23 protein-coding genes are annotated in these 18,908 nt (G+C 71.6%); 19 read left to right on the top strand and 4 right to left on the bottom strand.

What is annotated here, in order from left to right; all coding sequences use genetic code 11:
- Window positions 1-193 precede the first annotated feature (193 nt).
- The 10 genes from D7V93_RS15500 to D7V93_RS15455 all read left to right on the top strand — a co-directional run bounded on the left by D7V93_RS15500 (window position 194) and on the right by D7V93_RS15455 (window position 8,603).
- A complete protein-coding gene (locus D7V93_RS15500) occupies window positions 194-793 on the top strand; it encodes a hypothetical protein (protein ID WP_147451189.1) in 600 nt (199 codons plus the stop codon).
- Window positions 794-913: 120 nt separating this feature from the next.
- Window positions 914-1,879 carry a protein kinase domain-containing protein gene (locus tag D7V93_RS15495; protein ID WP_120644154.1) on the top strand — a complete coding sequence of 322 codons (966 nt, stop codon included), beginning with the start codon at window positions 914-916 and terminating at the stop codon, window positions 1,877-1,879.
- A gap of 88 nt (window positions 1,880-1,967) precedes the next feature.
- Complete coding sequence (locus D7V93_RS15490) at window positions 1,968-2,849, top strand: AAA family ATPase (protein ID WP_120644153.1); 882 nt, start codon at window positions 1,968-1,970, stop codon at window positions 2,847-2,849.
- A 130-nt stretch (window positions 2,850-2,979) separates the two neighbouring features.
- On the top strand, window positions 2,980-5,265 hold the full coding sequence (gene mbhE / locus D7V93_RS15485; RefSeq protein WP_120644152.1) for a hydrogen gas-evolving membrane-bound hydrogenase subunit E: 2,286 nt from the start codon (window positions 2,980-2,982) through the stop codon (window positions 5,263-5,265).
- Window position 5,266: 1 nt separating this feature from the next.
- On the top strand, window positions 5,267-5,710 hold the full coding sequence (locus D7V93_RS15480; RefSeq protein WP_120644151.1) for an MnhB domain-containing protein: 444 nt from the start codon (window positions 5,267-5,269) through the stop codon (window positions 5,708-5,710).
- Window positions 5,707-6,075, top strand: coding sequence for a sodium:proton antiporter (locus D7V93_RS15475; protein ID WP_120612827.1), 369 nt, complete (start codon window positions 5,707-5,709; stop codon window positions 6,073-6,075). The genes D7V93_RS15480 and D7V93_RS15475 overlap by 4 nt, the downstream gene beginning before the upstream one ends.
- On the top strand, window positions 6,072-7,448 hold the full coding sequence (locus D7V93_RS15470) for a complex I subunit 5 family protein (RefSeq protein WP_244237330.1): 1,377 nt from the start codon (window positions 6,072-6,074) through the stop codon (window positions 7,446-7,448). Before D7V93_RS15475 ends, D7V93_RS15470 begins: the two co-directional genes overlap by 4 nt.
- Window positions 7,445-7,942 (top strand): Na+/H+ antiporter subunit E, encoded by a 498-nt coding sequence (locus tag D7V93_RS15465; protein WP_120644150.1) that lies wholly within the window; start codon window positions 7,445-7,447, stop codon window positions 7,940-7,942. Before D7V93_RS15470 ends, D7V93_RS15465 begins: the two co-directional genes overlap by 4 nt.
- A gap of 14 nt (window positions 7,943-7,956) precedes the next feature.
- The gene (locus D7V93_RS15460; RefSeq protein WP_120644149.1) at window positions 7,957-8,247 is read left to right on the top strand and encodes an MrpF/PhaF family protein; all 291 of its coding nucleotides are present in this window, start codon (window positions 7,957-7,959) and stop codon (window positions 8,245-8,247) included.
- The gene (locus tag D7V93_RS15455) at window positions 8,244-8,603 is read left to right on the top strand and encodes a cation:proton antiporter (protein WP_120644148.1); all 360 of its coding nucleotides are present in this window, start codon (window positions 8,244-8,246) and stop codon (window positions 8,601-8,603) included. Before D7V93_RS15460 ends, D7V93_RS15455 begins: the two co-directional genes overlap by 4 nt.
- Here the strand turns inward: D7V93_RS15455 and D7V93_RS15450 are convergent.
- Genes D7V93_RS15450 through D7V93_RS15435 form a run of 4 tightly spaced genes read right to left on the bottom strand, consistent with a single transcriptional unit; the run spans window position 8,563 to window position 11,619 of the window.
- Entirely contained in the window at window positions 8,563-9,066 is a 504-nt protein-coding gene (locus D7V93_RS15450) for a hypothetical protein (protein WP_120644147.1), read from the bottom strand. The genes D7V93_RS15455 and D7V93_RS15450 overlap by 41 nt on opposite strands.
- Before the next feature lie 4 nt (window positions 9,067-9,070).
- Window positions 9,071-10,009: a proline dehydrogenase family protein gene (locus D7V93_RS15445; RefSeq protein ID WP_120644146.1), complete on the bottom strand. Its 939-nt coding sequence runs from the start codon at window positions 10,007-10,009 to the stop codon at window positions 9,071-9,073.
- Between the two features lie 37 nt (window positions 10,010-10,046).
- Window positions 10,047-10,937 carry an alpha/beta fold hydrolase gene (locus tag D7V93_RS15440; protein WP_120644145.1) on the bottom strand — a complete coding sequence of 297 codons (891 nt, stop codon included), beginning with the start codon at window positions 10,935-10,937 and terminating at the stop codon, window positions 10,047-10,049.
- Window positions 10,930-11,619 (bottom strand): lysophospholipid acyltransferase family protein, encoded by a 690-nt coding sequence (locus tag D7V93_RS15435; protein WP_244237329.1) that lies wholly within the window; start codon window positions 11,617-11,619, stop codon window positions 10,930-10,932. Before D7V93_RS15435 ends, D7V93_RS15440 begins: the two co-directional genes overlap by 8 nt.
- 238 nt (window positions 11,620-11,857) lie before the next feature.
- On the opposite strand from D7V93_RS15435, the gene D7V93_RS15430 reads away from it, so the two are divergent.
- The 9 genes from D7V93_RS15430 to D7V93_RS15395 all read left to right on the top strand — a co-directional run.
- The gene (locus tag D7V93_RS15430) at window positions 11,858-12,355 is read left to right on the top strand and encodes a hemerythrin domain-containing protein (protein ID WP_244237328.1); all 498 of its coding nucleotides are present in this window, start codon (window positions 11,858-11,860) and stop codon (window positions 12,353-12,355) included.
- A gap of 179 nt (window positions 12,356-12,534) precedes the next feature.
- Window positions 12,535-13,059 (top strand): cell wall protein, encoded by a 525-nt coding sequence (locus D7V93_RS15425; RefSeq protein ID WP_120644142.1) that lies wholly within the window; start codon window positions 12,535-12,537, stop codon window positions 13,057-13,059.
- 125 nt (window positions 13,060-13,184) lie between these two features.
- Entirely contained in the window at window positions 13,185-14,051 is an 867-nt protein-coding gene (kynA, locus tag D7V93_RS15420) for a tryptophan 2,3-dioxygenase (RefSeq protein ID WP_120644141.1), read from the top strand.
- Window positions 14,052-14,162: 111 nt separating this feature from the next.
- Complete coding sequence (locus D7V93_RS44940) at window positions 14,163-14,336, top strand: hypothetical protein (RefSeq protein ID WP_158623753.1); 174 nt, start codon at window positions 14,163-14,165, stop codon at window positions 14,334-14,336.
- A gap of 146 nt (window positions 14,337-14,482) precedes the next feature.
- A complete protein-coding gene (locus D7V93_RS15415) occupies window positions 14,483-15,040 on the top strand; it encodes a Uma2 family endonuclease (RefSeq protein WP_120644157.1) in 558 nt (185 codons plus the stop codon).
- A 19-nt stretch (window positions 15,041-15,059) separates the two neighbouring features.
- Window positions 15,060-16,181, top strand: a complete 1,122-nt coding sequence (locus tag D7V93_RS15410; protein ID WP_120644156.1) for a hypothetical protein — start codon at window positions 15,060-15,062, stop codon at window positions 16,179-16,181.
- Window positions 16,182-16,313: 132 nt separating this feature from the next.
- Window positions 16,314-17,774 (top strand): adenylate/guanylate cyclase domain-containing protein, encoded by a 1,461-nt coding sequence (locus tag D7V93_RS15405; protein ID WP_120644140.1) that lies wholly within the window; start codon window positions 16,314-16,316, stop codon window positions 17,772-17,774.
- 79 nt (window positions 17,775-17,853) lie between these two features.
- Window positions 17,854-18,273 carry a type II secretion system protein GspG gene (locus D7V93_RS15400; RefSeq protein ID WP_120644139.1) on the top strand — a complete coding sequence of 140 codons (420 nt, stop codon included), beginning with the start codon at window positions 17,854-17,856 and terminating at the stop codon, window positions 18,271-18,273.
- 173 nt (window positions 18,274-18,446) lie between these two features.
- The coding region (locus D7V93_RS15395) for a universal stress protein (protein WP_147451188.1) at window positions 18,447-18,908 on the top strand (462 nt) is incomplete at its 3' end.

Here is an 18,908-nt window from a genome sequence, read left to right as displayed (position 1 = left end):
GGGCGGCCCTGGGCGTCCGGGGCGTGGCCCGGGCGGTGCGCTGAAAGGGGGCGCGATCAGCGGATGGTGGGGTGTCAACGGAAGTGTCGGGGAGCGGGAAAACATCCTCGCGTTGCGGCGGCCTTTGATTAGAAGGGGCCCCGCATGCGCACCGGGAAGGGTCGGCCGGGCGCGAACGTGAGGAGCAACCTCGATGCGTGGAAACAGCAAGTGGACGGGAATGGCGCTGGTGGCGGGGCTCGCGGTGTCGGCGTCGGCGATGGCGGCGGAAGAGCCCAGCCTGAACAGCGACCCCGGCAAGGCCGCGGACTTCGGTCAGCCGGGCCAGGTGGTCTTGAGCCAGGAGGCCTCCGGCTTCCTCGGCTACAACACCGGCGCGGAAGTCTTCGAAGTGCGCCTGGAGCCGTCGGCGGACTACTTCCTCCAGCAGAACCTGTCGGTGGGCGCCTCGGCGCTGCTGCAGCTGGGCTTCGGTGACGCCACCACGGTGGGCTTGGGCGTGCTGGGCCGCGTGGGCTACAACCTGCCCCTGTCGGAGCGCGTGTCGTTCTGGCCCAAGCTGGGCTTCGGCATCCGCTTCGGCCACGTGCCGAACGCCAGCGACGTGGCCTTCGTCCTGGACGTGAACGCGCCCATCCTGTTCCACGTCACGCCGCACTTCTTCGTGGGCGCGGGCCCGCAGGTGCGCGCCCTCATCAGCGACCGCGGCTTCTTCCTGGGCGCCGAGCAGGGCAACTTCTCCGGCAGCGACGTGACCCTCGGCATCACCACCACCGTGGGCGGCTACTTCTAGGCCCTGCCCGCTTCCCGGCACCCTGGCCGCACGCGAAGGGTGTCGGGAAGCAGCAGGACCCGTGACGTAGGGACGGGCGGGTTGACGTCCCAGGTTGGTTGTGTTGGGTTGGAGGTCACCATGTCCGTGCTCCCGTTCTCCCCCCGCCTGCCCGCGTTCGCGCCCATCCATCCGTTGGGGCGGGGACCGCTGGGCGAGTGGGTGTCGCTGGTGTGGCCCCTGGAGCAGGGCGAGCAGGGCGAGCGTCCCCTGGTGGTGAAGACGTTCCTGCTGGCGCCGGGGCTCGCGCCGGAGACGCGGCTTCCGCTGGAGGAGGCGCTGACGCGGGCGGTGCCGCTGCGGCATCCCGGCATCGCGCGGCTCCACGGCTTCCAGGTGGACGCGCGCGACACGCTGACGGTGGTGTCGGACTACGTCCCCGGCTGTTCGCTGGCCACGGCGCGAAGGCGCGCGGTGGGGCGGGGCACGCGGCTGTCGGAGGCGTTCGTGTGCCACGTGGGCGCGGAGGTGGCGGGCGCGCTGCACGCCGCGCATGCGACGAAGGTGGTGCACGGGGACGTGCGGCCCAACCGCATCCGGCTGGGGCCCCGGGGCGAGGTGACGCTGACGGACTTCGGGCTGCGGCCCGCGTGTCGGCTGCTGCGCCGCTTCACGTCGCCCGCGAGGCCGGACGTGGTCGCGCCGCTGCCCGTCCCGGAGGAAGCAACAGAGGCCCCGGTGGAGGCGCGCGAGGACCTGCGCGCCCTGGGGCGGGTGCTGCTGGAGCTGCTCACGGGCCGCCCTGGAAGTCCGGCCGCGGGAGCGCGGCTCGAGGAGTCGCTGCGCGAGCTGTCCCCCGCGCCGAGGGAGGTCCTGCGACGGCTGTTGCTGGACGCGCCCGGTGAGGAGGACACGGGGGCGCGGTTGCAGGCGGACCTGCGGGCGTGCCTGGACGGTGGCACGAAGGGTCGTCCGGGCGCGGAATGGGTGCGCGAATTGGCGGCCTTGCCGGGCTCGGGTCCGTTGACGCCGGTGGATGTGTACGTGGGTGCGGCGTCGGTGATGACGGCGTCGGTGCCGGTGCGGGAGCGCGTGCTGAAGTCCTGAGGGCCGCCTGCCGTGCCCGGGAGCGTGCGGGCGGGGATCCGCGAGGGGGCATGGACGGCCCCTGGGGGGATCCCGCTAGGCTCCGGGAGTGATCACGTCCGTCCACTTCGAGCACTTCCGGTGTCTGCTTGGCGTGAAGCTCGCGCTGGAGCCGTTGACCGTCCTGATGGGGCCCACGGCGTCGGGGAAGACGGCGATGCTGGAGGGGCTCCAGCATCAGCTCGCGTACGAGCCCACGGACTTCTGGCGTCTGGATGAGAAGCGGCCGCTCTCCATCGAGTGGACGTACGCGCACGGGGACCGCACGTGCGTGGTGTATCCGTTCAACGTGATGGACACGCTGCCCGGCCAGGGGCACTCCACGCAGCAGCTGGCGCTGAGCATGGAGGCGCTGCGCGCGGGGGGCTCTTCCGCGAAGGCGACCTGGCTGGAGCGCAAGGGCGGCAACCTCGCGAGCGTCTTCGCGGCGCTGCCTTCGTCCACGCGGGAGATCATCTCGAAGGAGCTGGCCCGGCGCGTGCCGTCCCTGTCCGAGGTGGACGTGGCGCGCGAGCTGGAGAACCGCTCCTTCCGGCTGCGCTTCCGCGACCGCTGGAGTCCGGACGTGTGGTTCGGCCCCGAGCACGTGTCGGACGGGGTGCTGTGGTTGCTCGCGTTCCTGGTGCTGCCCTATCAGCGGCCCCTGCCGGAGCTGCTCACGCTGGACGAGCCGGAGCGCTTCCTGCACCCGGGGCTGGTGCGCGAGGTGCTGGAGCTGTTGCGAGCGATGACGCGCGGCGAGTCCACGGGAGGCCAGCCGGTGCAGGTGGTGTTGTCCACGCACTCGCCGGACCTGCTGGAGCACGTGCGTCCGGAGGAGGTGCGCCTGTTGTCGCGAGATCTGTCCGACGGCGCCGTGCGCGTGCACCCGGCGACCACGGCATCGCTCCACTGGCGGCGCGAGTGCCGGGAGCTGTTGGACTCGCTGTAGGGCCCGCGCTGTCCACCAGCGCACGGCCCCTGCTCCTCGAGTGACCGCCGTGTGACGCTCCGTGCGGTGGGGCCCCGGTTGTGCGCCGGCCCCGGTGGGCCACTCCTAACGTGGGCCTCTTCGCCCACCCATGCCCCTGCTCCTGCCCATCCTGCTGGCCCTGGCGTGCGCGCCGCTCGCGTATGTCGCGGGCCGGTGGCGCCCGGGGGCCGCGGCCTGGGTGGGCGCTTCTTTGGCCGTGGCCTCGCTGGTCGCGCTCGGCTGGGAGCTGACGCTGGGGCCCGCGCGCCTCGTCCTTCCCTGGGCGCCCACGTGGGGCCTGTCGCTGGAGTTCACGCGGGATGGACTGTCCGGCCTCTATGCGGTGATGGCCCTGTCCGTCGGGGCGCTCGTCGTCCTGTACTCGCGCGCGTACCTGCCGCACCACCTGGAGCTGAAGCACCGGCCCGCTCGCGACGAGGTGCGCTTCCACGTCCTCATGCTGTCCTTCATGGCCGCCATGGTGCTGCTCGTCACCGTGGATGACCTGCTGCTGCTCTTCGTGGCGTTGGACCTCACCACCATCGTCTCGTACCTGCTCATCGGCTACGACCGCGACGACCCGGAGTCCCGCGCCGCCGCGCTGCTGTCGCTGGTGCTCACCGGCGCCACCTCCGTCGTCTTCTTCGCGGGCGCGATGACGCTGGGCCTCCAGTACGGCACCTTCTCCCTGCCGCTCGTCTTCGAGCGCGCCGCGACCTCGCCCGCGTCCACCGGCGCGCTGGTGTGCCTGGCCGTGGGCGCGCTGGGCAAGAGCGCGCAGGTGCCGTTCCACTTCTGGCTGCCGCGCGCCATGGCCGCGCCCACGCCCGTGTCCTCGTACCTGCACTCGGCGGCGATGGTGGCCGCGGGCGTCTTCCTCCTCCAGCGCCTCTACCCGCTGTTCGCCCCGGCGGTGGCCGTGCGCGACGGGCTGCTCGCCCTCGGGTTCCTGTCCATGGCCGTGGGCAGCCTCCTGGCCCTGGTGGCGGATCCGTTCAAGCGCGTGCTCGCGTACTCCACCATCGCGCAGTACGGCTATGCGCTGGTGCTCGTGGCGCTGGGCTCGGAGGGCGCGCCGCTCTACGTCGCCGCCCACGCCCCCTGCAAGGCGGCCCTGTTCCTCACCGTCGGCGCGGTGACCCAGGTCACGGGCAGCAAGAAGCTCTCCCAGGTCAGCGGCCTGCGCCACTCCCTCCCCGTGCTCGCGGGCGCGAGCGCCGTGGCCGCCGCGGGGCTCGCCGCGCTGCCCCTCACCGTGGGCTTCTTCAAGGACGAGGTCTTCTTCCACGCGCTCGTGCAGAAGGGCCCCGCGTTCATGGCCGCCGGACTCGTGGGCGCGGGCCTGACGCTCGCGTACACGCTGCGCCTCTGGTGGGGCCTCTTCGGGGGCGCGCGCCAGGACGTGCCCGCCGCGCCCCGGCTCCTCGTCGCCCCCGTCGTCGTGCTCGCCGCGTCCGTGCTCGCGGGCGGCCTCCTGCCGGGCCTCCTCGTCGCGCCCGCCCGCGCCGCCGCCTCGGCTTCCATGACGCGCGGCGAGCCTGCCACGCTGGAGCTCGCGTACCACCTGGATGCCCGGGCGGAGAACCTGCTGGCCATGGGCGCCTGGGCGCTGGGCGCGGTGTTGTTCGCCACGCGCCTCGCCTGGACACCCGGGCTCGCGCGCGTGCTGGATGGCACCTCCCGGTTCGGCCCCGAGCACGGTTACCGGCTGTTGCTGCACCAGTTGGACCGGCTGTCGACGTGGCTGCACGAGCTGGAGGTGCGCGACCTGCGCGACCGGGTGGCGTCGGTGCTGGTGCCCACGGGCCTGCTGGGCCTGACGGTGCTGTGGGTGACGCCGCTGCGCCACCGCTTCATCCCCGGCACGGTGGGGTGGGCGGACCTGACGCTGGTGATGGCGCTGGCGTTCGCGTCCGCGGCGGCGCTGGCCACGCTGCGCGCCCGGGGCCACCTGGTGCTGGTGATGCTCATCTCCTGCGTGGGCTTCAGCCTGGCCATGGTGTTCGCTTTCGCCGCCGCGCCCGACGTGGCCCTCACCTCCGTGCTGGTGGAGACCACCTTCACGCTGCTCTTCGCGGGGCTGCTCGCCCTGCTCCCCGACCGCCGGCTGGCGCGCGCGCAGCAGGAGGCCCAGCAGCCGCGCGACCGCGACCGCTTCTCCGCGGGCATCGCGGGCGTCAGCGGCTTCCTCCTGAGCTGGAGCGCCCTGTCCCACCTCGAGGCCGACCGCGTGGGCACCCAGACGGTGAAGCTGGCGGAGGTCGCGCACTCGCCCAACGTCGTCGCCGCCGTGCTCACCGACTTCCGCGGCCTGGACACCGTGGGGGAGATGAGCGTCGTGGTGGCCGCGCTCCTGGGCGTTACCAGCCTCCTGGGGCTGAAGGGGAAGCGCTGACATGCGTTCGTTCGTCCCGCCCCTGTCGCGCATGCTGGTGTGGCCGTCGTTGATCATCGCCCTGGCCCTCTGGCTCAAGGGCGGCACGGAGGTGGGCGGCGGCTTTCCCGCCGGGGCGCTCGCGGGGCTCGTGGTGCTGCTGCAGTACGTGGTGACGGGCCGCGAACAGGCCCGGCGCTACGTGGCGGTGCGGTACGCGGCGCCGCTCGCGGGCGTGGGCCTGCTGCTGGTGGTGGGCACCGCGTTCCTGCCCGTGCTCGCGGGGTACACCCCGGTGAGCCTCTTCCCCCGGCCGGGGCAGCCCGGCCTGGGCGCGGGCGCGTTCCACCTGCACACCGCGCTCGTCTTCGAAGGGGGGCTGATGCTCATCGTCTTCGGGCTCGTGGTCACCGTCATCGACCGGTTCGCGCTCAGCACCTCCACGGAAGAGGAGTCCGGGCCATGATCCTCATCGCGTCCCTGGTGGTGGGCCTGCTGTTCGCGTGCGGCGTGCGCATGGTGCTGGAGCGCGAGCTGGTGCGCGTGGCGTGCGGCACCGTGCTCATCACCAACTCCAGCGTGCTGCTCATCCTCGCGGGCTCCTTCCCGGAGCGCGGCGAGGCCGTGCACGTGCAGCCGGGCTGGCCGGTGACGGACCCCGTGCTCCAGTCGCTGGCGCTCACGGCCATCGTCATCGGCTTCGCGGTGTCCGCGCTGCTGCTCACGCTGGTGCACCGCACGCAGCGCGCGCACGGCTCGCTGCGCACGGACCGGCTGGTGGAAGCGGAGCTGAAGCGCGTGCACGACACCGAAGGGGAGCGGCCTGTATGACGCCCATGCCCCTCTGGGGACCGCTCCTCCTGCCGTGGGTGCTGGCCGCGGTGCTGGCGTTCCTGGACGGCCGGCGCGCGTGGGTGGCGTGGCTGGGCATCGCGACCCTGGCCGCGACGCTCGTGTGCACGGCGCTGCTCCTGCCGCAGGCCTGGAGCGAGCACCCGCCCGAGTTCGTCACCGGCGGCTGGCCGGTGGGCGTGGGCATCCGCCTGCGCGCGGACGCGCTGTCCATCGTGTACGCGCTGGTGTCCACCGCGGTGCTGCTGGGCACGCTCGTCTACGAGCACGTCGCCGGGGGCATCACGTCGCGCAGCTTCCCCTCGCTGGTGGTGTTCCTGGGCGCGGGCCTCACGGGCGTGTTCTTCACGTCCGACGCGTTCAACTTCTACGTCTTCTTCGAGCTGGCGATGACGTCCGCCTTCGCGCTGGCGTCCTACGGGGAGCAGCCCCGCCACCTGCGCGCCGCGTTCACCTTCGTGGTGGTGAACCTGATGGGCTCCACGCTGTTCCTCACCGCGGTGGTGATGCTGTACCTGACCACCGGCACCCTGGACATGCAGTCCATCGTCGCGTGGGGACAGGCGCACGACCCGCACGCGCTGGTCGTCCCGGGCACGCTGCTGCTCTGCGCGTTCGGCGTGAAGCTGGGCTTCTTCCCGTTCCACTTCTGGGCGCCGGCCGTGTACCGCGACGCGGGCCCCACGGTGGCGGCGCTGCTCGCGGGGGCGCTGGCGAACATCGGCAGCTATGGCCTCATCCGCTTCGGCGCGGACGTGATGCCGCAGGTGGTGGAGCGCGGCCGGCCGCTGCTGGAGGTCCTGGGCGCCGCGAGCATCCTCTACGGCTCCGTGCTGGCGCTGTCTCGGCGGGACACGCGCGAGGTGCTGGCGTACGCGTCCATCACCCAGGCGGGGCTCATCATCGCGGCGCTGGGGCTGGGCGGCCGGGAGGGCCTGTCCGCGGCGGTGGCGCTGGCGCTGGCGGGCTCCGTGGACAAGACGGCGCTGTTCCTCGCGCAGGACCGGGGCGGCGAGCGCGCCCGCAGGGCCTACTCCGTGGCGGCCTTCAGCACGGCGGGCGTGCCCCCCACGGCGGGCTTCTGGTCCAAGGCGTGGCTCTTGAGGGCCGCGCTGGAGCGGGGCCACCCGCTGCTCGCGGGGCTGGTGGTGCTGGCGAGCGTCCTGTCCCTGCTGGCCCTCTTCCGCGCCTACCAGCGTGAACAGTGGCTGCGGGAGGGCGCGGCCCTGCACCGTGGCACGGGCGCGGTGGTGTTCGCCCTGTCCCTGGCGCTCGTCGCGACGGGCCTCTGGCCGGAGCCGCTGCTGCGCGCGGGCCGGGCCGCCGTCGCGGGCCTGGGGGTGCGGCGATGACGCTGCGCACGGCCGCGCGCGTGCTGGCCCTGGCGCTGCTCTACGCGGCGATGGTGGGCAGCCTCCACCCGGTGGACCTCGCGGTGGGCGCGGTGCTGGCCGTGGGCGTGATGCGCCTGTTCCCGATGGCGGGCCTGTCCCCCGCGCTGGACGCGCGCGAGCGGTGGCGACGCCTGATGCACCTGCCGCGCTTCGGCGGGGCGCTGGTGGTGCTGGTGGTGAAGAGCTGCGTGCAGGTGCTGCGGGTCAGCTTCGGACGGAGCGGTCGCGAGGACCGCTCGGGCGTGGTGGACGTGCCCATGGGCGAGCGCACCGCGCGGGGCGTGCAGCTGTCCTCGTGGGTGATGTCCCTGGCCCCGGGCACGGTGCTGCTGGAGTTGGACTGGGAGCGCCGCGTGATGCGCATGCACGCGCTGGACGCGTCGGATCCCGAAGGGCTGCGCAGGCAGCAGGACGACTTCTACCAGCGCTACCAGCGCGCGGTGTTTCCTTAAGGGAGGACGACCCGGTGCACGAGACCTTCTTCACCCTGGCCATCCTCTGGATGGTGGGCCTGCTGGGCGCGCTGGTGCTGCTGGCGTCGCGGCAGCGCTCCGCCGCGGACGTGCTGATGGCGGTGGACACCCTGGGCCTGGTCATCTGCGCGGTGCTCGCGCTGTACGGCGCCACGCGCGGCGAGGCCGGCTACCTGGACGCGGCGCTGGTGCTGGCGCTGCTCTCCTTCGTGCAGACGGTGGCCGGGGCGCGCTACCTGCATCACGGCCGCGCCTTCCGCGACGACGAGAAGGAATCCCGATGATGGCCGCGCTCCTTCAGTGGGTGTCGGACGGGCTGGTGGCGCTGGGCCTGCTCTTCATCACCGGCGCCCTCATCGGCATGTACCGGCTGCCGTCGGTGCTCACGCGGGTGCACGCCGCGGGCGCGGTGCCCTTCGGCGCGGTGTTGGTCATCCTCGGCGCGACGCTCGCGACCGGGGACCCGAAGCTGCTGCTCCGGGGGCTGCTGGTGGCCGCGTTCCTGATGCTCACCATCCCCAGCTCCGCCCACGCCATCGCCTGGCTGGCGGAGAGCCGTCCCGACTCCGCCCACGAGGGGGCCCGTCCGCGTCCGCCCGTCACGCCCACGAACGAAGGCGCAAGGCCTCCCGAGCCCTGACCCACCGCGAGCTCCGGGGCGTGAGCGCGCGGATCGCCGCCTCCGTCACCACGCCGTACAGGGCCGTCTGCGCCACGAGCCACGCGTGCTCCTGGAGCGTCCAGCCGCGGGTCGCCTCGGTCGCCTTGAACACCGGGAAGGCCAGGTGCTCGAAGGCCAGCACGCCCAGGCCCAGCAAGAGCCCCCGGGGAATCAGGGACCAGCGCTCCTCCGCGGGCCCCACCAGACTCCAGGCCACCGCGAGCATGGGGGAGTAGGCGGCGCGGAAGCCCCACGCCCAGCGCCGTCCCTCCTCCGGGGTGAGCTCCCGCTGCAGCACGCGGCCCATCAGCCGCTGGGCGATGAAGCGGGCCGCATAGGGCGGCGGCCTGCCCAGCGAGGCGTTGCGCACGGAGATGAGCACCCGCAGGGCCAGCCCGCCCAGGGTTCCCGCGACGCAGGCGTTGATGAAGCGGTTCGACATGGGTTCACCCCTTCATCAGGTTGCGCATGACGAACCAGAGGTTGGCCGGGCGCTCCGCCAGCCGTCGCATGAAATACGGATACCAGTGCTTCCCATACGGGACATAGACACGCACCGGATGGCCTTCCTTGATCAACCGCTCCTGCAGGTCGCGGCGGATGCCATACAGCATCTGGAATTCGAAGGCGCCGCGCGGCAGGTGGTGGCGCGCGGCGTGCTCCAGCGTGGCGTCAATCATCCGCTCATCATGCGTGGCGATGCCGTGATACACGCCGCTGTCCAACAGGATGCGCATGCAGCGCACGAAGTGGTCGTCCACGTCCTTCTTGTCCGGGAAGGCCACCTGTGGACCCTCGAGGTAGGCCCCCTTGCACAGCCGGATGCGGATGCGTTCGGCGCACAGGGCCTTCGCGTCCGCCTCCGTGCGGCGCAGGTAGCTCTGGAGGACGGCGCCCACGTGGGGCTCGCCGAACTCCGCGTGCAATTCCCGCACGATGTCCAGGGTCGCCTGCGTGACGGCGCTCTCCTCCATGTCCACGCGCACGAACGAGCCGCGCGCCGCCGCGTCCGCCACCACCGCGCGTGCGTTCTGGAGCGCCAGCCCCTTGTCGAACAACAGGCCGCACTGCGTGAGCTTCAGGGACACGTTGGCCTTCACGCCCACCTGGTCGATGCGCGCGAGCAGCCGTTGGTACTGGCGCACCTCGTCCCGCGTCTCCTGGGGCGTGCGCACCGCCTCGTTGAGGTGGTCGAAGCTGGCCATCAGCCCCCGGTCCGACAGGGCCCGCACCGCGTCCACCGCCTCCTCCAGCGTCTCGCCCGCGATGAAGCGCGAGGCCAGCTCCCGGAAGGGTTTGAGCCGCGTGGCCACGTCCTTCAAGTTGGACTGGCGCGACAGGAACAGCAGGGCGGAGCGGGACAGGTGGTCGGCGGCGGTCGTCATTCGGAGGTCTTCCCCTGGAGGAAGAGATAACGATTGCTCAGTCGAGGTGCCGCGCGAGGAAGTCCGACACGCGCGCATTGAACGCTTGCGGATGGCTCATGTACGGCAGGTGACTGGCCGTCTTCAGGAACTCCAACTCCGCCCCCGGCACGCGCGCCGCCACGTCCCGCGCGGCGGACGGAGGCACCAGCAGGTCGCGGCCGCCTTCGATGATGAGCGTGGGCACGCGCAGCTCCCCCAGCCGGTGCAGGAAGTCCGCGGCCAGGATGTCGCGCAGCCGGCGCATCAACTCCAGGGGCGACAGCCGCCGGGCCTCGCGGACGATCTCCGCCCGCGCCTCCGGGGGCAGCGCCGAGCCGCCCAGCACCCGGGCCACCGTGGGCGCGAAGACATACGCGAGCGGCCGGGGCGCGCGCACCAGCGTGGACAGGGTCAGCGCCAGCCGCCGCACCCGTCGCACGCCGGCCACCGGGGACACCAGCACCAGCGCCTTCACCCTCGCCGGGTGCTCCAACGCATACGCGATGGACACCAGGCTTCCATAGGAAGAGCCCATCAGCGCGAAGCGCGCCGGGAGCCGGGCCTCCGGGTGGTTGAGCACCGCCAGGTTCCACTGCAGCGGCGTGTGGGTCGCGGGCGTCTTGAGCGGCGGCGTCCAGAGCAGCAGCCGGTAGGCGTCCGCCAGGGGCTCCATGGGCGCGAAGGAGCGGCCACTGGCGCCCAGGCCCGGAAGACACACCACCGTGCGCGACACGTCCCTGCTGCCATGCGGGAAGGTGAACAGGCGCACCGGCGTGCCCCGGACGGAGCGCTCTTCACACCCCAGGTGGGCATAGCCCCGCTGGATGTCTTCCACGTCCGGGACCAGCGGCGGCACGCGGTCCCTCGGCGAGGCGTGGGTGGTGACAGGGGCGGTGGCATCAAGCATGGCAGGCCCTCAGCAGCAGGCGGCGGACGCTGGCGGCCACGTGGTCGCGGAAGGCCCGCAGGCGCGACTCGGACGCGCCCGGCGGGGGCGGCTCTTCGGGCTCGCCCACCGCGAAGGTGAGCTGCACGGGCAGGGGCAGCGGCCCCAAACCCATCACCAGCGGCATGCGGTACTTGTCCTCTTGCGCCAGCTGCCAGCACAGCCGGTCCTCGCCCGGGGGCCAGAAGAAGGTGTCGTCCACGCCAAACCCCGCGAAGGGCACCACCGGCACCCCCGCCTTCATGGCCAGCCGGACGAACCCCAGCGCGCGCTCCCAGCGCAGCCGGTAGCGGCCCTGGCTGCGTTTGAACGTCTCCCGGGCCCCGCCCGGGTAGCACACGACGAGCTGCCCGTCGGACAGCGAGCGCAGCGCGTTCTCCGGCGTGCCCTCCACCCCGCCCAGCCAGGGCAACACGGTGCGAACCAGGGGAATCTTGAAGAACCCCCGCTCCGCGAGCCCCAGGGGATAGCGCCCCGTGGCCGAGTGCAGCAGGTGGAAGAAGGCCGGCGTCTCGTATCCCCAGACGCCGTGGTTGCCGACGAGCAGCAGGGCGCCCTCACGGGGCAAATGTTCAGCACCCACCAGTCGGGCACGGTGGTAGCGCGCGGAGAGGGCCGCGCCGGTCTCCGCGACCCGGAGCACGGCACGGCGAACGCTTGCGAGTGGGGTTTGCACGGTGGAGCCAAGATGGAACCGCCCGCGCGAGCCGGCACCGGGCTGGCAGGCGGCCGGTCAGGGGCTCCGCCGCTGTTGTCATCATGCCAATGGATGTCGGGGATTGCCTGCCAGCAGGCTGGCTTTCACGGCGGCGCGCCAGAAGAGACCCGGCGCGGTTGTCTGCCTCCATCCCCATGCCGATGCTTGGACCATGGCGGCGTCCATGGCGGGGTCCTTCGACATTCTCGTGGAGCAACACCGTGAGCTGGAGGCGCTGCTGGAGCGCCTGGACACGGAGACGGACCCGGAAGAGTTGCTGGTGCAACAGGAGGCCTTCTCCCGCCTGCTGCGTCTGCATTCCCGCCTGGAGGAACGCCACGTGTACCCGCTGGTGACGCGCGTGGAGGGCCGCGCCCGCGCCCGCGAGGAGGCCGAGGATCATCTCACCTTGCGAGAATTGCTGGAGGAGTTGCAGGAGCTGACGCCTCGTGGCGCGGAGTGGCAGGCGCGCCTCTTCACCCTCCAGGACCTGGTCGTGGCGCACGTGCAGGCCACGGAACATCTGTTGCTGCCCCGACTGGCCACCTCCCTGGATCCGGGCGAGCTGGAGGATCTGGAACACGACCTGGCACTGACGTGCGAGGAGCTGTTGGAGCGCTCGCAACGCACCCCCGCCGCCGGTCGTGGTGCGTTGTTGGAAGCCCTGCATTGGGATGCCTAAAAGCCGTGCGGTAGCGCCTTCCAGGCGCTTGTTCCCGGCTTTTCACGCCCGCTGATACGCAGTGGCGTCACAACTTTTTATCGCTTCCTTCGACAATTGGCTTTCTGGAAGGTATTGGTAGTCCCGCGTGCCGGTTCACGCCAAGGCAAAGCTCCCCCCTAAACCGAGGATAGTTCGAAATGTCAGTTGACAAGGCGTTCCGCGAGATGATTCGCAACGAGATTGAAGTGCAGTTGAAGCCCCTGCGTGATGTGGTTTCGCGTCTGGAGTCTGGGACGGCGGACCTGGATGCGCTGCGCAGCGTGGCCGAGCGGCTGGCGCCCCTGGCGCAGGTGGTGGGTCCGCTCTTCGGCGCGCAGGCGCCCGCGGCTGGCAAGGCGGGGCGTCGCCCCGTGGGCCGTCCGGCGGGCCGCGCGGCCGTGAGCGCGCCGGTGGCGGCGCCGGTCGGTGGCAAGCGTCGGGGCCGCAAGCCGGCGGCGGACGGCGGCGCGCGCGAGTGCGCCATCAAGGGCTGCGGCAAGCCCAGCCGCACCAAGGGCTACTGCGCGGCGCACTACCAGAAGCTGCGGATGCTGGAGAAGACCAACCGCCGCCCCGAGGCCTGGTCCGACTACGCGAATCCGAACAGCGTGGAGGACATCAAGCTGCCCCGTGGCCGCGCCGCCTCCAAGGCGCTCGCGGAAGCCGCTCAGAAGAACGCTTAAGCAGTACGTTGCCCCGGCCCGGGCAGAGGTGAACCACGCTCCCGTACGGGAGGACGTGGGAGGTATATCCGCGCGGAGGATGTGCTTGCGCCGCGAGGTGGTTGGTGCGCATGAATGCCCGGGCCATGAGCAAACGCGACCTGGAGCCTGGAATCGTCACGGACCTCGCCGGCCGGACGACCTACGGTGACTATCTGCAGTTGGACCGGTTGTTGTCCGCGCAGGTGCCCCGTTCCCAGCCTCCGCACCACGACGAGTTGTTGTTCATTGTCCAGCACCAGACGAGCGAGCTGTGGATGAAGCTGCTCATCCACGAGCTGTCCGCGTGCATCCGCTACATCCAGGCGGACCGGCTGGAGCCGTCCTTCAAGATCTTCGCGCGCGTCGCGCACATCCAGCGGATGCTCTTCGAACAGTGGAGCGTGCTGGAGACGCTCACGCCCAACGAGTACCTGGAGTTCCGCGACACGCTGGGCCACGCGTCGGGCTTCCAGAGCGCGCAGTACCGCGAGGTGGAGTTCCTGCTGGGCAACAAGGACGAGAGCGCGCTCAAGCCCTTCAAGCACGTGCCCCACGTGCACGCGGAATTGGAGCGGCTGTTGGAGTCCCCGGGCATCTACGACGAGTTCCTGCGCCACCTGGCGCGCAAGGGGCACGACGTGCCGGCGAGCCACGTGGAGCGCGACTGGCGTCAGCCGTATGAGAAGAGCGCCCAGGTGATGGAGGTGTTCCGTCGCATCTACGAGGACACGGAGAAGCACTGGGACGCGTATGAGATGTGCGAGAAGCTGGTGGACACCGAGGAGCGCTTCCAGCTCTGGCGCTACCGGCACATGATGACGGTGATGCGCATCATCGGCTTCAAGCAGGGCACGGGCGGTTCGTCCGGCGTGGGGTTCCTGCGCAAGGCCTTGGACCTGCGCTTCTTCCCGGAGCTGTGGGACGTGCGCACGACGCTCGCGCCACCCGTGAGGCCCCGGGGCCCGGCGTAGGGTTCGCGCTCCCCTGCATGCTCCGCGGGCGGAAGGGTACGGGGTGCCGGCCCGGGCGCGGGCTTCCTAGCTTGAGAGAGGTCAAACCCTCTCACCTGGGAAGGAGCCACCATGGGCGAGCACGAAAGCCCCCGGAAGGAACCGCAGCTTCCGGAGGACGAACAGGAGATCAAGCGTCAGGCGGGGGACCGTCCCCTCCCCACGCCCGGCCACATCGGCCACCTGCCCGACGACGCGCGGGGACCCGGCATGGGCGTGGTCCTGCCCGAGGGCGGCGGAGATTGAAAAGACGTCTCGCGTGAAACATCCGGATACCGGAGCCAGGGGGCCTTCCGGGGCTCCCGGCGCCGGGGTACACCCAGGGGAAGCGTGTCAGACGGGCATGAGAGTGTCCGGGCATGGCCCTACCTGCTAGATTGGTTGTCCCAGAGATGACCCGAAAGCCCGCGACCTACGCTGACCTCGAAGCGCTCCCCTCGAACCAGGTAGGGGAGATTGTCGATGGCGAGCTGTATGCGACCCCACGCCCCGCGACGCCGCATGCCTCCGCGGCTTCCTACCTCTACGGCGTGCTTTGGGGGCCCTTCGGCCGGGGACATGGGGGGCCCGGAGGATGGATCCTCCTCTTCGAGCCGGAGCTGCACCTGGGCCGCGACGTCCTGGTGCCGGACATGGCGGGCTGGCGCCGGGAGCGCGTTCCCAAACTGCCGCATGTGGTGGGCATCACGATGGCGCCAGATTGGCTGTGCGAGGTGTTGTCCCCCTCCACGGCCCGCCTGGACCGGACCCGGAAGCTGGTGGCCTATGCCCGGGAGGGCGTGAAACACGTGTGGCTGGTGGACCCGCTCCTGCGAACCCTGGAGGTCTTCCGTCTGGAGGGGCCGCACTACGTGTTGCTCGCGACGCATTCGGAAGCGGAGACGGTCCAGGCGGAACCCTTTGAAGCGCTCGCCCTGGAACTTCGCGTCCTGTGGGAGGACGTCGAGTAGGGTTGAGCGCACCATGTCCGTGCCCGCGGAAGTTCCGCTGCTCTTCGAACAGGCCCACATCCTCTGCTACCGCACGTTCGACATCGCGGAGGAGATCGACCTGGAGCGCGCGCGCAAGGCGTTGTCGGAGGACTCGCGCCGGCTGAAGCTGTCGCGTGAGAACAGCCAGTACATCCAGCTGCCCAACCCTCCGGTCGCCTATGAGCTGGGCCGCAAGCCGCTCGCGCTGCGCGGCGGCCCTGTCACCGTGGACGCCACCGCGCGCCTGTTCGACCATGGCGCCGCGTCCATCATCCTGCGCGTCCCCGTGACGTCCGGCACCACCTGGGAGACGCTCACCGAGGTCGCTGACGAGCTCTATGACAGCCAGGCCCTGGAGGACCTGGCGCTGGAGCTGGTGGAGGGCGTGCGCCGCACCATCGCCTCCGCGACGCAGGGGCCGCACCTCTGGGACCAGAGCGAGAGCTACACCGTCATCTTCGCCGAGCGCCTCCAGGGCAACCCTTCCGCGGAGGAGCTGTTCCAGCGCGCGGACCTCGCGCGGCTGCTGCTGGGCGAGGTGGGCACGCCGGACCTCGCGCCGCGCGAGCGCGAGGCCGTCACCCAGGTGCGCTTCAGCTACACCGCCCACGACCTGGTCGTCGTGGATTGGAACTCCGCCTTCGTCTACGAGCCGTCCGGCTCGCGCGACATCCCGGACCTGCTGGAGATCGCCAACGCGCAGCTGCTGGAGTTCCGCTACTACGACGAGCGGTTGGACAAACACATCGCCCGCATCCACGACGAGGTGCAGGCGCGCAAGCCCGGCTGGGGCACGCTGTTCCGCAGCCCCTACCGCAGCCTCGCGCGAGAGACGCTGGGCACGCTCGTGGACCTCAACGAGTTCGTGGAGCGGGTGGAGAACAGCCTGAAGATCATCGGCGACTTCTACCTGGCCAAGGTCTACGAGGGCGCCGTGCGCCGCATGCGCATCCCCGCGTGGCAGGCCTCCGTCACGCGCAAGCAGCAGCTGCTCGCGCAGACGTATGGCCTGCTCAAGGGAGAGGTGGACATCGACCGTTCCCACATCCTGGAGATCATGATTGTCGCGTTGATCGTCCTGGAGCTCGTCCTCGCCTTCACCCGCGTCTTCCCCCACTGACCCTGGGTTCCAGGACACCCTGGAGGGCTGGAGGCTTCAGGGGCGGGGTTGGGCTACGCTGTGCGGCAGGGCGCGCGCCGGGCCGCCCGTGTCTCGCTCCCGGTTCTGTCGCCAGGGGGCGGAGGTTGCCGCATGAGTGCTTCGAGCCCCCTCTTCGGTGACCTGTTGCTCAAGCTGGGCGTCGTCTCGCCGGGGCAGGTGCAGGAGGCGCTCGCGTTGCAGGCGCTCACCGGGCAGCGCGTGGGCGAGGCGCTCATCTCCCTGGGCTACGTGTCGCGCGAGCAGATTCAAGACGCGCTCGGCGAGGCGCTGGGCCTGAACCAGGACAAGGGGCCCGCGCAGCCGCCGCTGGGCGAGCTGCTGGTGGGGCTCAAGTACGTGACGCTCGCGCAGCTGGCGGAGTCCCTGGCGCGGCAGCGGCGCGACGGGCGCCGGCTGGGGGAGATCCTCGTCGAGCAGGGGCACTGCACGTACAAGCAGATCTACGAAGCGCTGGGCGTGCAGAACCGCATCGCCGGGCGGCAGGACCTGCCCCGCCCCGCGATGGAGGGGCGCCGCCGCGTGGTGGTGGTGGACGACAGCCCCCTGGCGTGCGCGTTCGTGCAGGAGGGGCTGGTGGCGCTGGGCTACGAGGTCCTGTGCTTCCAGGACCCGTACGAGGCGCTGGAGGGCATGGGCCGGCTGCAGCCGTCCATCGTGCTGAGTGACCTGGAGATGCCGGGGCTGGACGGCGTGGAGCTGTGCCGGCGGCTGAAGGAGGGCCCGCGCAGCGCCATCCCCATCATCGTGCTCACCGCGAACGACCGGGAGGCGGAGCGCGTTCGGGGCCTGCGCGCGGGCGCGGACGACTACGTGAACAAGTCCGCGTCCATGGACGAGCTGGCGGCGCGCATCGAGAGCGTGGTGCGCCGCACGGGCGAGACGGAGCGCATGCGCAAGCTGTTCGCGCGCTACACGTCCGACGCGGTGGTGGAGGAGATCCTCAAGAGCGCGGACGCGGCGGTGCTCGCCGGAGAGAAGCGCGAGGTGACGGTGCTGTTCGCGGACATCCGCAACTTCACCGGGCTCGCGGAGAGCCTCCCGCCCGAACAGGTGGTGGCGGTGCTCAACCAGGTGCTGGGCCGGCTGTCGGACGCGGTGCTCACCTGCGGCGGCACGCTGGACAAGTTCCTGGGCGACGGGCTGATGGCGGTGTTCGGCGCGCCGGTGGCCCGCCCGGACGACGCGCTCCGGGGCCTGCAGTGCGCGAAGATGATGATGGAGGCCTTCGTGGAATTGCGCGCGGTGGCGGAGGCCGAGTGGGTGGCCCACGGCCGCGAGGGGCAGCCCCTGGTGCTGGAGCTGGGCGTGGGGCTCAACTCGGGCGTGGTGGTGTCCGGGAACATCGGCAGCGCGCTCCGGGCCGAGTACACCTGCATCGGCGACGCGGTGAACGTGGCCGCGCGGCTGTGCGCGCTGGCCGGCCCGGGGGAGATCCTGGTGGGGGAACGCACGCGCGAGCTGGTGGACGCGAACGAGACCGCCTTCGAGGACCTGCCCCCGGTACGCCTGAAGGGCAAGCAGCAGCCCGTGCCGCTGTACCGGGCCCTCTAGCGCCCGCGTCAGGGCCCGCGCTTTTCGGGTGCAGTCGTTTCATGACCGGAGCGGCCGGGAGCGGTAGGGTGGGCGCGCCATGGCCGCCCTGTCCCACTCCTCCGCCGTGTCCGAGAAGTCCCGCCGCTCCCCGCTGCCGTGGGTGGCGGTGGTGTTCGCGCTGGGGCTCGTCGTGGCGCTGGTGTTCACCGCCTTCCACCGCCGCGACAGCGAGCAGGCCAAGCGCATCCACGCCGACTTCGCCGTCATCCTGGGCGCGCTGGAGCGCTACCGCGGCGACCACCAGGGCCGGTTGCCGGAGGAGGGGAACCTGGACGCGCTGCTCGTGCCCCGCTACCTGCCCGTCGTGCCGCTGGACCCGTGGGGCCGGGCGTACCAGTACGCCAGCAACTCGCAGGGCGTGTTCCTGTCCACCTTCGGCCGGGAGCACCAGCGCGGCGGCGTGGGCGAGGACCAGGACCACACCAACCACGACGGGCACCAGCAGCTGCTGCGCTGAAGTCCCCCTGGGGGCCGCGTGCTGGAGCCGCGCTGGCGCCCGGAAGCTCCCCATGCCCCGACACGGAGAGCAGGCAGGCCGGCATGGACGGCGGGCCGCCACCGGGGGATGGGCGTGCGCATCCTTCTGGCGGGGAAGCGCCAGCGGGCGTTGCTTCCTCCCAGGGGGCAGCCATGGCCATCATCTGCGCAACCAACCTGTCCGCCGATGCCGCCCACGCGGCCACCGTGGCGGCGACCCTCGCCGGCCGGCTGGGGGAGCCCCTGGTGCTGCTGGGGGTGGCCGACGAGGTCCCGGACGCGGAGGCCCCTGACACCCTGGCCGTCGCGGAGGCCGGCCTCGCGGCGGAGTCCGCGCGCCTGCGGGCGCTCGCGGGGACGGTGCAGCCCCGGATGCACCGGGGGGGCTCGGTGGACACGCTGCTGGGGGAGGAGGACTGTCGCGACGCCCGGCTGGTGGTGGTGGCCGCGCAGGGCTGGCGCACCTCCCCCTGGCGCAAGACATCCCTGGCCGAGCGGCTGGCCCGTCACGGCTGCGCCCCGGTGCTGGTGGTGCGGCGGGACACGGCGCTGCTGGACTGGGCCCGGGGGCGCCGCCGGCTGCTGGTGGTGGTAGCGGTGGACCCCCGGTCGTCC

Origin of the sequence: Corallococcus llansteffanensis, assembly GCF_003612055.1 — a bacterium.
Lineage (GTDB): Bacteria > Myxococcota > Myxococcia > Myxococcales > Myxococcaceae > Corallococcus > Corallococcus llansteffanensis.
Note: the sequence above shows the minus strand (reverse complement) of the source record. Positions and strands in the feature narration are given on the sequence as shown.

Coding starts and splice junctions, on each gene's coding strand:
- D7V93_RS15500 (WP_147451189.1), top strand. CDS start 194: ATGCGTGGAAACAGCAAGTGGACGGGAATGGCGCTGGTGGCGGGGCTC.
- D7V93_RS15495 (WP_120644154.1), top strand. CDS start 914: ATGTCCGTGCTCCCGTTCTCCCCCCGCCTGCCCGCGTTCGCGCCCATC.
- mbhE (WP_120644152.1), top strand. CDS start 2,980: ATGCCCCTGCTCCTGCCCATCCTGCTGGCCCTGGCGTGCGCGCCGCTC.
- D7V93_RS15480 (WP_120644151.1), top strand. CDS start 5,267: ATGCGTTCGTTCGTCCCGCCCCTGTCGCGCATGCTGGTGTGGCCGTCG.
- D7V93_RS15475 (WP_120612827.1), top strand. CDS start 5,707: ATGATCCTCATCGCGTCCCTGGTGGTGGGCCTGCTGTTCGCGTGCGGC.
- D7V93_RS15470 (WP_244237330.1), top strand. CDS start 6,072: ATGACGCCCATGCCCCTCTGGGGACCGCTCCTCCTGCCGTGGGTGCTG.
- D7V93_RS15465 (WP_120644150.1), top strand. CDS start 7,445: ATGACGCTGCGCACGGCCGCGCGCGTGCTGGCCCTGGCGCTGCTCTAC.
- D7V93_RS15455 (WP_120644148.1), top strand. CDS start 8,244: ATGATGGCCGCGCTCCTTCAGTGGGTGTCGGACGGGCTGGTGGCGCTG.
- D7V93_RS15450 (WP_120644147.1), bottom strand. CDS start 9,066: ATGTCGAACCGCTTCATCAACGCCTGCGTCGCGGGAACCCTGGGCGGG.
- D7V93_RS15445 (WP_120644146.1), bottom strand. CDS start 10,009: ATGACGACCGCCGCCGACCACCTGTCCCGCTCCGCCCTGCTGTTCCTG.
- D7V93_RS15440 (WP_120644145.1), bottom strand. CDS start 10,937: ATGCTTGATGCCACCGCCCCTGTCACCACCCACGCCTCGCCGAGGGAC.
- D7V93_RS15430 (WP_244237328.1), top strand. CDS start 11,858: ATGGCGGGGTCCTTCGACATTCTCGTGGAGCAACACCGTGAGCTGGAG.
- D7V93_RS15425 (WP_120644142.1), top strand. CDS start 12,535: ATGTCAGTTGACAAGGCGTTCCGCGAGATGATTCGCAACGAGATTGAA.
- kynA (WP_120644141.1), top strand. CDS start 13,185: ATGAGCAAACGCGACCTGGAGCCTGGAATCGTCACGGACCTCGCCGGC.
- D7V93_RS44940 (WP_158623753.1), top strand. CDS start 14,163: ATGGGCGAGCACGAAAGCCCCCGGAAGGAACCGCAGCTTCCGGAGGAC.
- D7V93_RS15415 (WP_120644157.1), top strand. CDS start 14,483: ATGACCCGAAAGCCCGCGACCTACGCTGACCTCGAAGCGCTCCCCTCG.
- D7V93_RS15405 (WP_120644140.1), top strand. CDS start 16,314: ATGAGTGCTTCGAGCCCCCTCTTCGGTGACCTGTTGCTCAAGCTGGGC.
- D7V93_RS15400 (WP_120644139.1), top strand. CDS start 17,854: ATGGCCGCCCTGTCCCACTCCTCCGCCGTGTCCGAGAAGTCCCGCCGC.